An 18693-nucleotide genomic window follows, 5' to 3' on the forward strand; every position below is an offset into this window, starting at 1 on the left:
TAATAATATTTCGGTTATATTGGTAGTTAATTACCAATTTACTTGCAATGCATATACTTTTGCGTTTATTATGTTACACTAATATCGTAAACCAAATAGAGGAGGAAATGGAAAATGAATACTAAAAGGTTTTTTTCAGTAATTTTTTCTTTTGCGTTTATTTTTCTATTGAATGTCGGTACATCTAATGCAAGTGAAGTAGTTTTAAACGACACAGAGATTGAAAAATTGAGAGAAAATTACATATCACTAGGTATTGATGAAGTAACAGGAGAAAAGCTAATTCAAAAAGTATTAAATGGGGAGCTATTAGATTCACAAAACCCTGAAAAAATTAAAGAAAAAGAACATGAGCTTGTTTTACTACCAGATGGCGAAACAAATATCATAGTTTTTGATGACGGTTCGAGAATTGCTTTACAAATGGAAGAAGAAAATTTAATTACACCATATGGGTATTCTGAAGTACCTGTGAGCAACAGTTGTTCTTCAGGTTCTGGATATAATACATGTACTGTTACAGTAAAATACAATGATTTAATATGGACTATTTCATATAAAACAACAGTAACTCGTGTACAGGGTGGACAAACTACAATAACAGATCCTAGAGACCTATATGTTGATATGGTTTTATACGATTGGTTAACATTGGATCAAAAAGCTACTAATCCAACGGCAACTAGTTCAAAACCAGCTAGAACTGCTTGGAAATTCAAGGCTTCTCATAAAACAGGTTTGTACACAGTTACAAGAGATCTTGCAGTATATGCAACAAACTCAAGTATTTATGCTAGACTAGAATGGCAATAATTTTTTAAATATTAAAAGACAAAATCAATTATTTAGGTTTTGTCTTTTTATATTTAATATGAATTAGCCGTAAGGGAGATAAATTATGGACATTATAGTTTTAATAGCAATATTATTAATTATTTTTTTCACGAGTAGCACAATAGAAAAAAAAATAGAAAAAATGAATGATAAAAATTCAGAGATAATTGAGTTATTAAAAGATATAAAAAATGAACTTAAAAACAAATAAAAAACATTGAAATTTTTTTGCCTTATTCCTAAAAGGAGTAAGGTATTTTTTTCTCATTAGAAATTTGTACATAAATCCATCGTTTTGTATACACGGAATATACTCTACTAAAAAATCAGGTTTATTAATTTGAAAAAAACCATATTTGACTTCTAGCTTAGGAGTTAAAAAGTAAAGGTTCAAAAATGCAGGCAAAAGGTTCTAGCCCCTGCTGTTACAGAATCAGACTTGAACTGAGAGTTCTTTGGATGTAGATGAGTTTCAATATGAAGGGAGATTTTCTAAGTGTCATACATCAAAAGAAATGTTAGATCTTTACAATAGCAACAAGACTGTAGGTATGTTTAACAACAGGAAGTAAAGAAGCGTTAATGATACACAAATATGGATTTTCCCCAACATAGATGATGACAATCTAATTTTCGTGTATTTTTATATTCAACAATCGTGTGCAATTGTTGGGCAACAAATCAACTATAAAATTAAAAGGATCGAGCCATACACAATTATTATAAATAATCGAGAAACACACTTTCCTTCCAATGATAATGAAAATTAAAAGCAAAACCCACAATAAAGGAGCTTTATGTCCTATATTGAGGATTTTTATTAATTCCTAAGTATACAACTTTTTTGCAACACTTATGTGGATATCTTATCCAATAAAAAGAATTTAAAAATGCGTCTTTTAGCGTTTGAAAGTATAAGACCTTTTTTTAACTTAACAGTGAGTAATAACTAATACTGTCACATTATATAATTTTATTTGTCCTTTAAACCTTGGTACAGAGTAGTTGTTACTGTACCAAGGTTTTTTATAAAGATTAAAAACTTCTGCAATAATTATAATTTATGTTTTCCTCTCAAAAGTCCTCTGTCATTTAATGGTATATAAAGCCTTCAACTGATTTGGTTGAAGGCTATTCAACTATTCCTTTGAACTATAGTATAATCAAGAAATTAAGTTTGATTCAAACTAGCCTTTCTTATGATATTTAGTAAGTTTTTATAGATTCTTCCTATTCAAAAAAGCAGTCAGATTACATAGCTTTGTCTTTATATTTCCTAGCAACGACATGAAAAAAGTTTTCGCTTTTTAAATAATTGGAGTGGCATATTTTTAACTATAGTGAGGTGAAAATTAACAATAATAAATGAAGTACACTAGTCGAAAAGGAAAAAATACATTGAAGAAAAATAAGATTCCATTACAAACAAAAATATTGGGACTAATTAGCACCCTGATCCTTTTTATTGTATGTCTTCTTGCAAGCGTATTTGCTTACTTGCAATATGTTGATGCTAGGACGCAAGTAAAACAATTAGCATTGCAATCGGCTATGACTATTTCTCTCATGCCGGAACTTAAAGAATCTATTGGGAAAAGCGATTTAGAGCTAAGTTTTCGTCCAATTGCTGATCAGGTAATAGATCAGGTAAATGCGGAAAATATTATTATTGAAGATCGAGAGAAGATTATTTATTCGCATAGAAACCCAAGTCAGGTCGGTAAGAAGAGTTTTGACCATACAAATAATCATGGATTAATATTTGGTGGCTCTAATAATTTTGAAGTGGAACGCGAGAGTGGTTCTGTTTTAATAGGGAAGGTTCCTATCATTGCAGACAATGGAGAGTACACTCGTGTAATTGGAACCGTAGCAGTTGAATACGCGGAAAAAGACATCTATCAAAATATTTACAAGCGTGTTAAGTCTATTCTCATTGCATCTTTAATTGTTTTAATTTTAGGAATCATTGGTGGTATTTTTTTAACCAAAAGTATTAGAAAAGATACTATGGGCCTGGAACCGCATGAAATATCGTCATTATATAGGGAAAGAAGCGCCATTTTGTTATCGGTCAAGGAAGGGATCATAGCAATAGATCATAATGGATTCTTAACTTTAATTAATCATTCTGCAAGGTCAATGTTGAACTTTATTGATGATTCCTCGATTGGCCAACATATTAAATTTGTATTACCATCCATTAATATCGACTATGTCCTGCAGAAGGGTAAGCCAATTCATAATGTAGAGATAATAATAAATGATAAAGTATTTATTTTTAACTTTATTCCAATCATTGAAAATGAACAGATTGTGGGTGTAGTTTCTAGTTTCCGAGATAAAACAGAGCTGAAAAAGCTTATTGATACGATCACGGAGGTTCGCGAATATTCAGAGGGACTTCGTGCCCAAACTCATGAGTACGCTAATAAACTTTACTTATTATCAGGGTTAATTCAATTAGAGAGATACCAAGATGCATTTGAATTTATACAAAAGGAGTCAACTAATCATCAGCAACAGAACCGTATACTTTTTAATCAAATTCATGATATAAATGTTCAAGCTATACTATTAGGGAAACTAGGCAAAGCATCGGAAAAGAAAGTTACTTTTGAAATTGATCCAGATAGTTATGTAGACCTCTTACCAAGTCATATTGGAATCACTGATATCGTTACAATCATTGGAAACCTTATTGATAATGCTTTTGATGCAGTAGTCAACCAAGAAGAGCGAAAGGTGATCTTTTCAATTACAGGAATTGGGAATGATATCATTATTGAAGTAGCAGATAACGGAAAGGGGATTGCTGAAGACGTGTTAGATTCTATATTTGATTTACACAGCTCATCTAAAGGTAAAAACAGAGGGTACGGCTTATTTAATGTTAAACAAATTGTAGATTCTTTAGGTGGAACAGTAGAAGTAAATAATGACAAAGAAGGAGGGGCCATTTTCACGGTATTCCTTCCGAAAAAAATTAAGGGATAAAATGAAACTTACTCAGTGGAATTTTCTAGAGCTCCACTGATGTTGAAATTAAGGGTTTACTCCCATCTAAGACGTTAAACGGGTTGGTGTTTATATACCAGCAAAGCGAGATAAAAGAAGGAGAGGAGAAAAATGATTAAGGTTGTCATAGCGGAAGATGATTTTCGAATTGCACAAGTACAAGAACAGTTTTTGCAAAAGGTACCAGATGTAAAGGTCGTTCAGAAGGCACTGAATGCAAAGGAAACAATGGAAATACTAGAGAATTACGAAGTTGATTTGCTTTTTTTAGATATCTATATGCCTGATGATCTTGGAACAAATTTGTTATCAAAGATTCGAGAAAATTATCCTTCAATTGATATTATTATGGTGACTGCTGCAACAGAAAAAATAATGCTTGAAGCGGCTGTGAGATATGGTGTTAGTAATTATTTATTGAAGCCAGTGACCTTGGAGAAGTTTGTTGAAGCAGTTGAAGAATATAAAAAGAAGAAAAGACTACTAAGCCATAGTGATGAGGTGAACCAAGTATTGATTGATCGATATTTTGGGGTAGCTAATCAAACCTCCGTCAATCAAAAAGATTTACCTTCAGGTGTAGATCGTCATACTTTGGACAAAGTGAAAAAAGTAATGAAAGAACTAAAAGGCGGTATTTCCATTGAGGAAATGGGTGAACAAATTGGAGCATCACGTACCACTGCAAGAAGGTATTTAGAGTTTCTCGTTTCAATTGATGTTTGTACGGCAAAACATGAATATGGAGTCGTCGGTAGGCCTGAGAGGAAATATTACTATAAAGGATAACAAGGTTCGATCAATAATATGGACAAGGAATGAACAATGAGAAAAATAATGAGTATTTTCACGCTTATTGTCATACTTTGCTGTGGTTGTTCACAAGATGATGGGCAAGAAGCTATAACAGATACAGTAACAATCATTGCTCCAAGCTCTATAGGTGGAGGTTGGGACAAAACAGCAAGAGCTATACGGGACATTTTAGTGAATAACAATTTGGTTGACGAAGACATTCATGTACTGAATAAAATAGGTGCTGGTGGAGAGCTAGGATGGAAATATACAAAGCAGCAAAAAGATCATGTGCTGGCAATGAATTCAAGCCTACTCATTACCAATCATTTATTGGGACAAAGTAAGTTAACTTATAAAGATTTTACACCGATTGCCACCCTAGCTACTGAATGGGATGTTGTCATTGTTTCAAAGGATTCAGAAATAAAAAGTGCAAAAAATTTAATGGAGAAGCTGAAAGAATCACCTCAAGCATATAAAATAGGTGTCTCCCCGAGATTAGGCAATGATGATCAGATTTCTTTTGTATTAGCGAGTAAACAGGCAAAAGTAGAACCTGAAAAACTAGATTTTTTTGTATATGAAAATAGCAATCAAGTAGTGGATGCATTATTAAAAAAGCAAATAGATGTTGCAACGATGACTTTATCCGAGGCTAAAAAATATTATGATTTGAATCAGGTGCAACTGCTCGTCATTTCATCAGAGAAACGATTAAAGGAGCTTCCCGAAATTCCTACATGGACAGAAGAAGGAATTGATTTAGTTTTTAAACATTGGCGCGGCATTATGGGACCGCCTAATATGTCAAAAAGGGAAATCGAATTTTGGGAGATGACATTTGCAAAAATGGTAAGAACTGAAGAATGGAAACAAACTTTAAAGAAATATATGTGGGAAGATTTTTATATGAACAGTAGTGAAACCTCAAAATTTCTTGATGAGGAAAATAAGAAATATGAGAAATTATTAGAAATTTATTAAGAAGAGCTACTCTTTAATATTTTAATGGAAAATTAATGGTTTTTTCTTCTTTATTATATTCAGATATGACTTACAAGGTTGACTTATGAGACCTATGTTTTTGTCTTTCTACCATTTCATACATGTGGTAGAGAGATCATGCATAGTCCTAGGTTAGCCTTTTTTGTTTTGTGTTAGGGAAGACATTAGGTGGCGTAAATCTTAAATTTACCGTGAACAAAATGTACGAAATAGATAAAAAGAAATTAATAAACATTAATTTGTAAACGATTACATTTGATCGAAATTATTTTATTATAGGGTAAATATTCGAAAAATTAGTTATTTATCGAATTGGTAAATAATTTAGTAGAGCAATTGGGGGGAGAATTATGCTAGCAATTTTAGGCTTTTTAATGATATTAGTATTTATGATTTTGATTATGACGGGACGTCTTACAGCAATGATTGCATTAATTGTAGTTCCAATTACGTTTGCAGTTATAGGTGGATTCGGAAGTGAAATGGGTCCGATGATGTTGGATGGAATTAAAAGTGTCGCTCCAACAGGGATTATGATTTTATTTGCAATTCTATTCTTTGGTATTTTGATTGATGCTGGTGTATTTGATCCAATCATTAAAACAATTCTAAGGTTAGTAAAAGGTGATCCTGTAAAAATTGCCATTGGAACAGCAGTTTTAGCTCTTTTGATTTCTTTAGATGGTGATGGTACGACAACATACATGATTACTATTTCTGCATTTCTGCCGCTTTATAAAAGAATTGGCATGCGACCAATTGTATTAGCTGGTATTGCCGTTTCAGCTTCAGGTGTAATGAATCTTCTACCTTGGGGGGGACCAACGGCAAGGGTTATGACAGCTTTGAATCTTGAAATGTCAGAGGTTTTTACACCCGTAATTCCTGCAATGATTGGCGGCGCTATCTTTGTTCTGTTTATGGCATTTATGTTTGGAAGAGAAGAAAGAAAGCGAATTGGCGTTATAGAATATGATTTTGAAGCTACAGCTCAGCTTGCTGCAACAGTAGAAGATGACCATTTAAAACGTCCAAAATTAATTGTCTTTAATTATGCTCTAACAATCGTCCTTTTAGTAGCATTAATTATGGAGTTATTACCACCGGTTACATTATTCATGCTTGGTTTTGCGATTGCGATTACTGTAAACTATCCAAAATTAAAAGATCAAAAGGAACGTATTGCGAATTATGCTGACAATGCATTATCTGTTGTTTCAATGGTTTTTGCAGCAGGGATTTTTACAGGAATTCTTTCAGGTACATCAATGGTAGATGCGATGGCAAACTCAGTTATTGATTATATTCCAGATGCTATGGGTTCACATTTTGCTGTTGTTACAGCGATCCTTAGTGCACCATTTACATTCTTTATGTCAAATGATGCCTTTTATTATGGAGTACTGCCGCTACTTGCTAAGGCAGGAGCAGTATATGGCATTGATCCAGCCTTAATCGGTAGGGCTTCCCTTTTGGGGATGCCAGTCCACCTTTTAAGTCCACTTGTTCCATCTACTTATTTATTAGTCGGTATGGTTGGAGAAGATTTCGGCACATTACAACGTATCTTCTTAAAGTGGACATTCGGCTCTACAATTGTCATGATTATTGTTTGTGTAGTATTAGGAATTTTTCCTCTTTAATGAATTATCGTTACGCAATATCTCTTATCCATAAAAACAGAATCGGCAAATCAATCTGTTTTTATTTGGATAATCAACATAATTAAACATTTCAATCTAAAAACGCCCAGAGTGTAATCTGAGCGTTTTTATTAGTTTTTAATATGTACAATCAGTCATCCTCACCCTTTTTAGAATTATTGCATTAGTTTTGAATAGATAATTTTAGAACCGGATATAAATATAAAAAAATTGAAAGGAACTAGTTATGGAATTTTATAAAGAGAAGGAAATCTATTGTTTTAGCTGTCGTAAAAAAACTATATTTACCTGTAAAGATATGCATAACAAAATTGGGGTAGACAGCCATTGTAGCGAATGTTCAGGTATTTGGTTTGAGTGGCAAAATAGAGCAGTTGAAAGAGAAATGGAAAAATGGATTGAATATAATAAAGGGCTCCTTAACTAGTTTTAGGGTGGATAGAGGTTTTGGGACTATCCAAAATTAATCTATACCGATCGTAGCTTAGTAGAAAATAAAATCATTTACCTCTATTTTTCTTAGTAGTGAAATGATTTTTTTATTAGATCAATTTCCATAATTTATTATTTTTTATATAAAGATGTAACCTTTTAAAATAGTAAAACGTTTAATATAGTAAGCCAATTAATCAAAAGGTGTTTATATTTCTAAGATAATGTGGGTGGGTTTTCAACTAATCAAGAAATAGTTATGTATAACTTATGCAAAGGAGTGTTTTTATGAAAAAGCTATTGATTATAACAAGTTATTTAGGGTTTTTTCTATTAGGAGGTTTGACTTTTACGTACTTCTCAACATCTGAAGCGGCTAGCATTACGAAAAAGATCGAAGTAGTTCAGGATAAGATTAGTTATTATGTAGATAAAGTTGAAAAAGTACCCCCTGAAGGTCAATCTGGATTTATCTATCAAGGCACTACATATGTTCCAATGCGCTTTGTTGCTGAGTCTTTAGGAGAAAAGGTGACATGGGATGGGAAAACTAAATCAGTTTATATTGGTGATGTTCCAAAATTTATCTCTTTAAAAGATGTAAAGCCTATTGGAAGTGAGGAAGACCACTTCTTCCACAATCCAAGCACTGTCGTTATTAGTACAGGAGAGAAGTTTGAACAATCCTATCAGCTTGGTGGTTATCATGGCGGAGGAGCTGTACAAGATCATACCGTTGAATATTTAGCTAACGGAAATTATAAAGGATTCGAAACATATTTGGCGCCAGTTAAAAAGTTAGTAGCTGGTTCTTCAGGTATAGGGTCCTTGAAGATTTATGCGGATAATAAATTGATTTACGATAGTGGCTCAATAAAAGACAAGGTGAAGGTAAATATTAATTTAGAGGGAGCTACAAAAGTGAAATTTGAAATTGTAGGAAGTGGATTAGGTATATTAAATCCTAAATTTGTTCAATAATCGTTACGTTAATAAACAGAGAAGATGACATGTTGTCATCGTCCTAGTATTGGTATCTATTTATTAAATGCTAAGTTACAAAATAAGCGGGTAAAAGTATTTAATATCATTTAGAGTAAGACGTGGATGATGTAAAGCCGTCTTATTAAAAGTGAATTTTTCTCGTAAAAGTTAGATTACTTTCTAACTTTTGCGAGTTTTTTTTATGCATGCCTAGTAAATAGTATTTTATTTCCAACAATCTAAATAGTCGGATTATTGTTGCAACACTAAAAAAATCATGATAATATTAGTAAAACGTTTTACTAAAACGTTTTACTTGTGAAGGGGATGAACATATTGAGAAATAAACGAATTGCAACGATTGGGGATGCAATGGTCGTTTTTAATCCATCTAAGACAGGTCCTCTACGTTTCGTTCCTTCCTTTGAGCGAGCTGTTGGTGGTGCAGAATTAAATTTTGCAATAGGTGTTACACGTTTAGATATGGGAGCAAAATGGATTAGTTGTATTGGAGACGATGAATTTGGCAAGTTAATTTATAACTTTGCGCGTGGTGAAGGAATCGATGTATCACATGTTTTACGAACACCCCATATTCCAACGTCTATCTACTTTAAAGAAATTCGGGAAGACGGGGCAGGTAAATCGTTTTATTACCGTAACCCATCACCTTTACTTGAGCTGACAGAAAATCGTATAGATGAGTCAGTACTTGATGATGTGGATTTATTACATATTAGCGGAGTGTATTTAGCAGTATGTGAACATAACATTCAAGTTGCATTGAAATTAATTGCCTTAGCACAGGCAAAAAGTATTCCTATATCCTTTGATCCAAATTTACGTTTAAAACTATGGTCTATAGAAGATGCCAGAGAGGTTTATGAAAAAGTGTACCCATCTATCAATCTTCTGCTAACAGGACAGGATGAATTTGAACTTTTATTTGAAGGGCGAACAGTTAAGGACGTTCAAGAGAGTTATAAAATAGATGAAATTATTGTAAAAAAAGGTGAGCAAGGTGCAACGGTTTATACAGCCACTGAGCAGTATGATCGAGAGGCTTTTACTATTCGTGCTATTGACACAGTTGGAGCAGGGGATGCATTTGATGCGGCCTATGTCTATAGCTATTTAAATGGTGATGATATCGAAGAACGTCTCCGTTTAGCCAATGGCGCAGGTGCATTGGTAGCAACGATTAAAGGAGATAATGAGGGTCTTCCATCATTGCAAGAGTTAAGACAATTTATCGGCGACGAAAAATTAATTGAACGTTAGGGGTTGTCAGGAGTGCAAAAAATTGAAATTTTGAAAGCGTTGTCAGATGCAAAAGTTGTCGCTGTTATTCGGGGACGTTCACCCGAAGAAGCGACGGAAATTTCAAAAGGTGCCATTACAGGTGGCATTCGAGCAATTGAAATAACGTATACAACACCTTTTGTTGAAGAAACCTTTAAAGCATTACGCGATTGTGATGCAATAATTGGAGCTGGCACAGTATTGGATGTTGAGACTGCACGTCACGCCATATTAAACGGTGCAAAATTTGTGGTTAGTCCTAGCTATAATGCTGCGATTGCGAAGCTTTGTAATCGTTATAGCATACCGTATTTACCTGGGTGTATGACTATTACAGAGATGGTGACAGCCCTTGAAGGTGGTAGTGACATTATAAAATTATTCCCGGGAAATCAATATGAACCAAGCTTTATTAAAACTGTTAAAGGCCCTCTCCCAAATATCACAATTATGCCTACAGGCGGTGTGGGTTTAACTAATATGAATAAATGGTTAGATGCTGGTGCGGTAGCGGTTGGTATTGGAAGTGATTTAAATAAAGCATTTGCAACAGATGGCTATGAAGGTGTTGTAGCTCAAGCAAAAGCTTATATGGAAAATCTATCAAACTAGGAGGTAACAAGTATGAATATGACTTTTAGATGGTATGGTCGTGGCAATGATACAGTGAAACTAGAAGATGTGAAGCAAATACCTAATGTAAAGGGGATTGTTTGGGCACTCCATCACCTACCAGCAGGGGAAGTATGGTCTAAAGAAGCTATTCAAGATGAAGTTGATTATATTCAGTCTTTTGGATTCCATACAGATGTCGTAGAAAGTGTCAATGTCCATGAAGATATTAAACTAGGATTGCCAACACGTGATCAATATATTGAGAACTATAAACAATCTATTCGGAACCTTGGTGAAGTGGGTGTTAAAGTTATTTGCTATAATTTCATGCCAGTATTTGATTGGACACGTACAGACTTATTCCATCCATTAGAAGATGGCTCAACGGCTCTCTACTTCGACAAGGAGAAGGTAATGAATTTAGATCCACAAGAACTGGTGAATGAAGTAAGTGCTTCTTCGGATTTAACCCTTCCAGGATGGGAACCAGAACGATTAGCTCGACTTTCAGAATTATTTGAGCAGTACAAAGAAGTTGATGAAGTTAAACTTTGGGATAACTTAGCTTACTTCTTACAAGCTATTTTACCAGTTGCAGAAGAAGTAGGTATTCAAATGGCGATTCATCCCGATGATCCACCGTATTCAATCTTTGGCTTACCGCGCATTATTACAGGATCAGAAAGCTATGAAAAATTAATTAAAATATCTGATTCAAATGCGAATGGTTTTACGTTTTGCTCAGGTTCAATGGGAGCAGACCCACAAAATGATATGGTAGCAATCGCTGAAAAATACGCACATCGTGCTCCGTTTGCCCATATCCGTAATGTGAAAATCAAGGAAAATGGTAGTTTCTTTGAAACATCGCATTTTACATCGGATGGCTCAATCGATATTAAAAATATTGTCCGTACATTAAATGACCAAAACTATGAAGGCTATGTTCGTCCAGATCATGGTCGTCATATTTGGGGCGAACAATGTCGTCCAGGCTACGGCTTATATGATCGTGCACTTGGCATTATGTATTTAAATGGTCTTTGGGATGCTTATGAAAATCTAAAGAAATAGGTGACATGTATGAAAGCACTACAAGTAATGAAACCTTTTGAAATGGCTTTAATTGATGTAGCAGAACCAGTGATAACAAATTCAACAGACGTGCTTGTACAAACAGCATATGTTGGAATATGTGGCTCAGATATGCATATTTATCATGGTTCGAATCCATTAGCGACATTACCTCGTATACCTGGGCATGAAGTTATTGGACGTGTATTAGAGGTTGGCGAAGAGGTACAAGGATTAAAAGTGGGTGACAAAGTTGTTGTCGAACCAATTCGTTATTGTGGTGAGTGCTACGCTTGCCGTAAAGGACAACCAAACGTCTGTGAACAGCTTTCTGTTTTTGGTGTTCATGAAGATGGAGGTATGCGTGAGCGTTTTGTAGTTGCAGAAAAGCAATTGCATAAAGTAGCAGATCACACACCTTTTGAAGAGGCTGTCTTAATCGAACCTTACACAATTGGCGCACAAGCCGTATATCGTGGTGAACTACAGAAAGGTGAAACCCTATTAATTCAAGGTGCAGGACCGATTGGCATTTGTATTTTAAAGATGGCTAAATTAATGGATGCTCGTGTAATGATTTCTGATTTGGATCCAGCTAAGCTTTCATACGCAAAAGAACTTGGAGCGGATGAAGTTGTCAATGTAAAGGAACAAGATTTATTAGAGGCTGTTAATCAATGGACAGATGGAGTAGGTGTCAATGTATCTATTGATGCGGTATGTATTCCACTAACATTTAAGCAATCGATCGATGCTGTTTCAGTTGCTGGAAGAGTGGTAGTTCTTAGCTTTGGAGAGGAAGCCATTGAGCTTGCCCCCCTACCAATCACGAAAAAGGAATTATCGATAAAAGGATCACGTTTACAAACATTCCAATTTGAAAACGTAGTGAAGCTTGTTGATGCTGGGAAGCTACAGCAACAAGGTTTAATTACACATACTTTCTCATTACATGAAGCAAAAGAAGCCTTTGAATATATAGAAAAAAACCCAAATGAAGTACGTAAAGTTATTTTAAAAGTAGGTGAGAAAGGTGCATGAAGCATTACAAAATAAAGTTGCCGTTGTAACAGGTGGTAGTGGTGTTCTTTGCTCAGAGATGGCAAGGGAATTGGCTAGGCAAGGTATGCGAGTTGCCATTTTAAATCGTACAGCACAAAAAGGAGAAGCAGTCGTCCAATCGATTAAAGAAAATGGTGGAGAAGCTATTAATTTTACTGTGGATGTTTTAAACAAAGAATCATTAATAGCAGCGAGACAAGCAATTTTACAGCGTTATGGTCAAATTGATGTTCTTATTAACGGAGCGGGTGGCAATCATCCAGATGCTATTACGGCTGATGAAGTATATAAAGAAGAATCAATTACACCCAATTTCTTTGAATTAACGGCAAACGGTTTTGAAAGCGTATTCTCGAATAATTTTACAGGTACGTTTATAGCTTCTCAAGTTTTTGGAGAAGCATTGCTGAAAACGAAGGGGACGATTATTAATATTTCATCCATGAGTTCCTATGCCCCTATGACAAAAGTGCCTGCATATAGCGCGGCAAAAGCAGCGATTAATAACTTTACGCAATGGATGGCTGTGCATTTTGCAGAAGCAGGTCTACGAGTTAATGCCATCGCACCTGGATTTTTTATTACTGAACAAAACCGTAATTTATTGCTGACTGAAGATGGATCACTAACAACCCGTTCAGAAAAAATTATTACATCTACACCACAAAAGCGTTTTGGAAAACCACAAGATTTATTAGGAACATTATTATTTTTAGCTGATGATACATACTCAGCATTTGTCACTGGCGTAACGATTCCTGTTGATGGTGGATTTATGGCTTACTCCGGCGTTTAACAGAGGGGATTTATTTCAAATTTAGGGGTGAATGATATGAAACAACAAGGTATTTTTGGAGATGGCAAAACGGTTGTTATTGTCATGCTATTTTTAGCTGGTGTCATTAACTATTTAGACCGTTCAGCATTATCAATTGCAGCACCATTTATTCAAGAAGATATTCATCTAACGTCAACACAATTAGGGATTATCTTTAGTAGCTTCTCTGTTGGGTATGCCATTTTCAATTTCTTAGGTGGAATGGCTTCCGATAAATTTGGTGCCAAGTTAACGCTATTTGTAGCAATGATTGTATGGTCTTTATTCAGTGGAGCAATGGTATTAGTAGTAGGGTTTGCTTCATTAATTATTGTTCGTATTGTATTTGGTATGGCGGAAGGGCCACTATCCTCAACCATAAATAAAATGGTGAATAACTGGTTCCCAGCGGATAAACGTGCCTCTGTAGTAGGGCTAGCCAATAGTGGTACGCCACTCGGTGGTGCGATCGCTGGTCCAATTGTTGGTTATATAGCATTAGCATATGGCTGGAAGTATTCATTTATTGCGATCATGATCCTTGGATTTATTTGGGCAATTGTATGGTTTAAAGTAGTAAAAGAAAAGCCGAACAAAGAAGACAGTGTAGAATCAATGGCACAATTAGAAATTGCAGCAGAAGATATCAATCATAGTCGTGGCCTGTCTTATTATTTAAAACAGCCTACAGTATTATTTACAGCCTTCTCATTTTTTGCCTATAACTATATTCTGTTCTTTTTCTTGACTTGGTTCCCAAGCTACTTAGTGGAAGCTCGTGGCATGGCTGTTAAAGATATGAGTATCGTAACAGTTATCCCATGGATTTTAGGATTCCTAGGTTTAGCATTGAGTGGGATTGTATCAGATTTCATTTATAAACGCTTTATGCGTAAGGGTGTTTTATTCTCTCGTAAAGTCGTGCTAGTTACATGCTTATTCTTAGCTGCTGTCTCTATTGGCTGTGCAGGTATTGTAACAACAACAATTAGTGCTGTTGCGCTTGTTGCCACTTCCGTTTTCTTCTTATATTTAACAGGGGCTATTTACTGGGCCATTATTAATGATGTGGTGGAATCTAAGTATGTTGGATCTGTTGGTGGATTTATGCATTTTCTTGCAAACACGGCGGGGATTATTGGACCAACTTTAACAGGTTTCCTAGTAGATAAAACAGGAACGTTCTCAGCTGCTTTCCTACTTGCAGGTGGCTTAGCAGTCATCGCTTCATTAGCAGTTATTAAATTTGTTACACCAATAGTTCATAAAGAAATAGCTTAGAAATAGAAAGGATGGATTCAAATGAACAATCAGTCAGTTATTAAAATCCATCCGATGGACAATATTGTCATAGCCTTGAGTGATCTTCCTCAAGGCTTTTTACTTCCATTGGATGGGATAGAAATAACGTTACAGCAACCAGTACAACGTGGGCATAAGATTGCCATCACAACTCTTTCTAAAGATACACATATCACAAAATATGGTTTTCCAATTGGTCATGCGACAGAAGAAATCCCATTAGGTAGTTGGGTTCACTCACATAATATGAAAACCAATTTATCAGGAGAATTAAGCTATGAATTTAAACCCAAAACACATCCCATAGCAGAGCCTCGTCATGTACAGCGCACGTTTAAGGGCTATCGTAGAACAGATGGTCAGGTTGGCGTGCGGAATGAAATCTGGATTATTAATACGGTTGGTTGTATTAACAAGGTAGCTGAAAATTTGGCGAAGTTAGGCAATCAATTATTAAAGGCTGACAATTTTGATGGTGTACAGCATTTCGCCCATCCATATGGTTGCTCACAACTGGGTGATGATTTAACGTATACACAAAAAATTTTAGCTAATTTGGTTCACCACCCTAATGCAGGGGCGGTCATTGTATTAGGGCTAGGATGTGAGAACAATTATATTGAGTTATTTAAGAAAACAGTCGGGCATTATGACGAACAACGCGTAGCCTTTTTAAATGTTCAAGAGTCAGCAGATGAAATGGAAGAGGGGCAACAATTGCTGGAAAAGGCCTTTGACTATGTGACGACATTTAAAAGACAAGCATTACCTATTTCAGAACTGAAAATTGGTTTGAAATGTGGTGGTAGTGATGGTTTCTCTGGCATTACAGCTAATCCGATGATTGGCCTATTCTCTGACCAATTAATCTCAGCAGGTGGATCAACGGTGTTAACGGAAGTTCCAGAAATGTTTGGTGCTGAACAGATTTTAATGGAACGTGCAAAAGATGCCGCTGTTTTCGAGGATATTGTGCATTTAGTAAATGATTTTAAACAGTATTTTATGAAATATAATCAACCTGTATATGAAAATCCCTCTCCAGGAAACAAAGCGGGTGGAATAACAACATTGGAAGAAAAGTCACTTGGCTGTATTCAAAAAGGTGGATTCCAAGAAATAAAAGAGGTGCTTGATTACGGCGACCGTATGTCAACAAAGGGGCTACATCTACTAAATGGCCCAGGAAATGATCTTGTATCAACAACAGCACTTGCCGCAACAGGCTGCCAAATTGTTCTTTTCTCAACAGGTAGGGGAACACCGTTTGGAGGACCTACACCTACAGTTAAAATTTCAACAAATACTCCACTTTATGAACGCAAAAAAAATTGGATTGACTTTAACGCAGGGCAGTTAGTGGATGGTAAGCCTATGGATGAAGTAGTCGATGGATTTATGGAGTATATATTAGCGTTAGCTTCAGGTGAAGTACAAACGAATAATGAGAAGTATGGTTTCAAAGAAATCGCCATTTTTAAAGATGGCGTGACGATGTAGGAGAGAAAATGACATGAAGCATCCTATTAAAATTATGCAAATAGGTGATGGGAATTTTATTAGAGGCTTTTTTGACCTAGCGGTTGAAAAACTTCAAGTTCCTTGCAGTATCGTTTCAGTTGCAGCGACAGCAAGAGGAAAAACGGTCAAACAACTAGAAGAACAACAGTTGCAATTCACTGTGATGGAACGAGGGTTAAAAAATGGTGAGGTTGTAGAAGAAGAAACCACCGTTAAGGTTATTCAAGATACTATTCATCCATATGTGAACTGGCATTCATTTTTGCAATATGCGCAGTCAGAAACACTTGAAATGATTGTGTCAAATACAACAGAGGCCGGAATTTATTACGAAAATATCCCTTATCCAACTGCCTGTCCAACAAGCTATGCAGCAAAGTTAACAGTCTTCCTAGAACAATATTTCAATCATTTTCAAGGTGAAAAACAACTGGCCATTGTGCCTCTGGAATTAATAGAACAGAATGGTTCTACCCTAAAAATTATTTGCCTACAGCATGCTAAAGACTGGAACCTGCCTACAGCATTTAATGAATGGCTTGCTACTTTAACTTTTTGTAATACACTAGTAGACCGTATTGTAACAGGTTATCCACAAGATTATCACGGTGAAGATGCCCTTTATACAGTTTGTGAACCCTATTTCCTTTTTGTAATTGATCAGAAAGAGCCGTTTAAACATTGGCCAACAAATAATGATTTACCTTTTGTATTTGATGATTTAGACATGTATCGGAAACGCAAAGTTGCCATTTTAAATGGTAGTCATATTTTGCTTTCAGCATTTGGGAAAGTTTTTCAATATACAACTGTAAGAGATGCATTTTCTAACACAGGTGTTCGAGCTTTTATTGAAAAAGTAACACACGATTTTACCAAACGATTTCAAGTGGATGAACACTATCAGCAAGATGTTTTTGAACGTTTTTTAAATCCATTTATTGAGCATCAGCTATATGATATTCAATTAAATGAGTTATCAAAGTGGCAAACGCGAATTGCACCATACGCCGAAACAGAAATATACTATCAAGCTTTAGCGTTAGGAATCTATGCAATGAATCCAAGACGCTTTTCCATGCGTGAATCGGATCAGATTATTGAAATACTGACTGAAATCCATAAACATTTTGAACAAGGTCAAACAGAGCCAATGCAACAATTTATTGAACAACATTTCCAGTGTGATGCAACTAAGGTTATTCAGCAATTATCCACAATTCATAGATTATTGGAGGAAATAGCATGCGACAATTGATCATTAATGAACCATTTCAAATGGTGGAACGTGAGGTAGACAAGCCAATTATTAAAAAAAGTCATGATGTTCTATTAAAAATCACACATATTGGCGTGTGTGGAACAGATACACATGCTTTTGCAGGTGAACAGCCATTCTTTAGTTATCCACGAGTGTTAGGCCATGAACTAGCTGCTATCGTGGAGGAAGTCGGTGAAGCAGTTAAGGACATCCACGTAGGAGATCGTGCAACAGTTATTCCATACATTCATTGTGGAGAGTGTGTTGCATGTCGTCGAGGTCAAACAAACTGCTGTAAATCTTTGAAAGTATTAGGTGTACATATGGATGGTGGTATGGGCGAATATATCGTAGTTGATGACAGTATTGTCATTACAGATAATGCTGTATCAGGTGACCAATTAGCCATTGTGGAACCATTAGCTATTGGTGCCCATGCAGTACGTCGTTCGGAACTAACAGAAAATGATACGGTACTTGTTATCGGTGCAGGGCCAATTGGATTAGGAGCAGCACGTTTTGCTAAGTTACGCGGTGCAAAAACAGTATTAATGGATTTGAACGAAGAACGTTTAAAAGAAGGACAGGCATGGTCGGAAGCGGATGGTGTGATTGTTGGTAGCCATGACATAATGGCGCAGTTACATGAAAAATTTAATGGTGAACTTCCTACAGTTGTCTTTGATGCAACAGGTAATCAACAATCAATGGAATCTTCATTCCAATACGTAGAAAATAGCGGCACATTAGTATTTATTGGTTTAATGAAGAAGACCATTACATTTAATGATCCTGAATTTCATTCAAAGGAATTAACGTTAAAGAGTAGTAGAAATGCTACTTTAGAAGATTTTGAGACAGTGATGAACTATATGCAGTCAGGAGCGATAAAGCAAGGCTATGTTACGAAAAATATTGCATTTGACGAAGCGATTTCTTACTTTGAGGCAAAACAATATAACACGAACAAAGCGCAAATTTATTTTAAATAATGGGGAGGACTT

16 protein-coding genes are annotated in these 18693 nt (G+C 35.4%); all 16 read left to right on the forward strand.

The window, feature by feature from the left end:
• Positions 1-114: 114 nt before the first annotated feature.
• Complete coding sequence (locus ABC382_RS16575) at positions 115-813, forward strand: hypothetical protein (RefSeq protein WP_407135430.1); 699 nt, start codon at positions 115-117, stop codon at positions 811-813.
• An 85-nt stretch (positions 814-898) separates the two neighbouring features.
• Positions 899-1045 carry a hypothetical protein gene (locus ABC382_RS16580; protein WP_169745643.1) on the forward strand — a complete coding sequence of 49 codons (147 nt, stop codon included), beginning with the start codon at positions 899-901 and terminating at the stop codon, positions 1043-1045.
• Positions 1046-2232: 1187 nt separating this feature from the next.
• Positions 2233-3831 (forward strand): sensor histidine kinase, encoded by a 1599-nt coding sequence (locus tag ABC382_RS16585; RefSeq protein WP_322610532.1) that lies wholly within the window; start codon positions 2233-2235, stop codon positions 3829-3831.
• 132 nt (positions 3832-3963) lie between these two features.
• Positions 3964-4641, forward strand: coding sequence for a response regulator (locus ABC382_RS16590; protein WP_274794917.1), 678 nt, complete (start codon positions 3964-3966; stop codon positions 4639-4641).
• Between the two features lie 48 nt (positions 4642-4689).
• On the forward strand, positions 4690-5634 hold the full coding sequence (locus tag ABC382_RS16595) for a tripartite tricarboxylate transporter substrate binding protein (protein ID WP_322610533.1): 945 nt from the start codon (positions 4690-4692) through the stop codon (positions 5632-5634).
• 371 nt (positions 5635-6005) lie between these two features.
• The gene (locus ABC382_RS16600) at positions 6006-7298 is read left to right on the forward strand and encodes a CitMHS family transporter (RefSeq protein ID WP_322610534.1); all 1293 of its coding nucleotides are present in this window, start codon (positions 6006-6008) and stop codon (positions 7296-7298) included.
• Positions 7299-8039: 741 nt separating this feature from the next.
• Positions 8040-8732 (forward strand): stalk domain-containing protein, encoded by a 693-nt coding sequence (locus ABC382_RS16605; protein ID WP_274794914.1) that lies wholly within the window; start codon positions 8040-8042, stop codon positions 8730-8732.
• Between the two features lie 330 nt (positions 8733-9062).
• Positions 9063-10016 carry a sugar kinase gene (locus tag ABC382_RS16610; RefSeq protein WP_312506580.1) on the forward strand — a complete coding sequence of 318 codons (954 nt, stop codon included), beginning with the start codon at positions 9063-9065 and terminating at the stop codon, positions 10014-10016.
• 12 nt (positions 10017-10028) lie between these two features.
• Positions 10029-10649, forward strand: coding sequence for a bifunctional 2-keto-4-hydroxyglutarate aldolase/2-keto-3-deoxy-6-phosphogluconate aldolase (locus tag ABC382_RS16615; RefSeq protein ID WP_274794912.1), 621 nt, complete (start codon positions 10029-10031; stop codon positions 10647-10649).
• Between the two features lie 12 nt (positions 10650-10661).
• Positions 10662-11726: a mannonate dehydratase gene (gene uxuA / locus ABC382_RS16620; RefSeq protein ID WP_274794911.1), complete on the forward strand. Its 1065-nt coding sequence runs from the start codon at positions 10662-10664 to the stop codon at positions 11724-11726.
• Positions 11727-11735: 9 nt separating this feature from the next.
• The gene (locus tag ABC382_RS16625; RefSeq protein WP_322610535.1) at positions 11736-12767 is read left to right on the forward strand and encodes a zinc-binding alcohol dehydrogenase family protein; all 1032 of its coding nucleotides are present in this window, start codon (positions 11736-11738) and stop codon (positions 12765-12767) included.
• A complete protein-coding gene (locus ABC382_RS16630; RefSeq protein WP_322610536.1) occupies positions 12751-13584 on the forward strand; it encodes an SDR family oxidoreductase in 834 nt (277 codons plus the stop codon). Before ABC382_RS16625 ends, ABC382_RS16630 begins: the two co-directional genes overlap by 17 nt.
• A gap of 36 nt (positions 13585-13620) precedes the next feature.
• Positions 13621-14886, forward strand: a complete 1266-nt coding sequence (locus tag ABC382_RS16635; RefSeq protein WP_322610537.1) for an MFS transporter — start codon at positions 13621-13623, stop codon at positions 14884-14886.
• 21 nt (positions 14887-14907) lie between these two features.
• Complete coding sequence (locus ABC382_RS16640) at positions 14908-16407, forward strand: UxaA family hydrolase (protein WP_274794907.1); 1500 nt, start codon at positions 14908-14910, stop codon at positions 16405-16407.
• A gap of 13 nt (positions 16408-16420) precedes the next feature.
• Positions 16421-17686 (forward strand): mannitol dehydrogenase family protein, encoded by a 1266-nt coding sequence (locus ABC382_RS16645; protein WP_412926976.1) that lies wholly within the window; start codon positions 16421-16423, stop codon positions 17684-17686.
• Positions 17674-18681 carry a zinc-binding alcohol dehydrogenase family protein gene (locus tag ABC382_RS16650; RefSeq protein WP_312506577.1) on the forward strand — a complete coding sequence of 336 codons (1008 nt, stop codon included), beginning with the start codon at positions 17674-17676 and terminating at the stop codon, positions 18679-18681. Before ABC382_RS16645 ends, ABC382_RS16650 begins: the two co-directional genes overlap by 13 nt.
• Positions 18682-18693: the final 12 nt, after the last annotated feature.

The sequence above is a fragment of the Lysinibacillus phoenicis genome, assembly GCF_047238325.1.
GTDB lineage: Bacteria > Bacillota > Bacilli > Bacillales_A > Planococcaceae > Lysinibacillus > Lysinibacillus irui.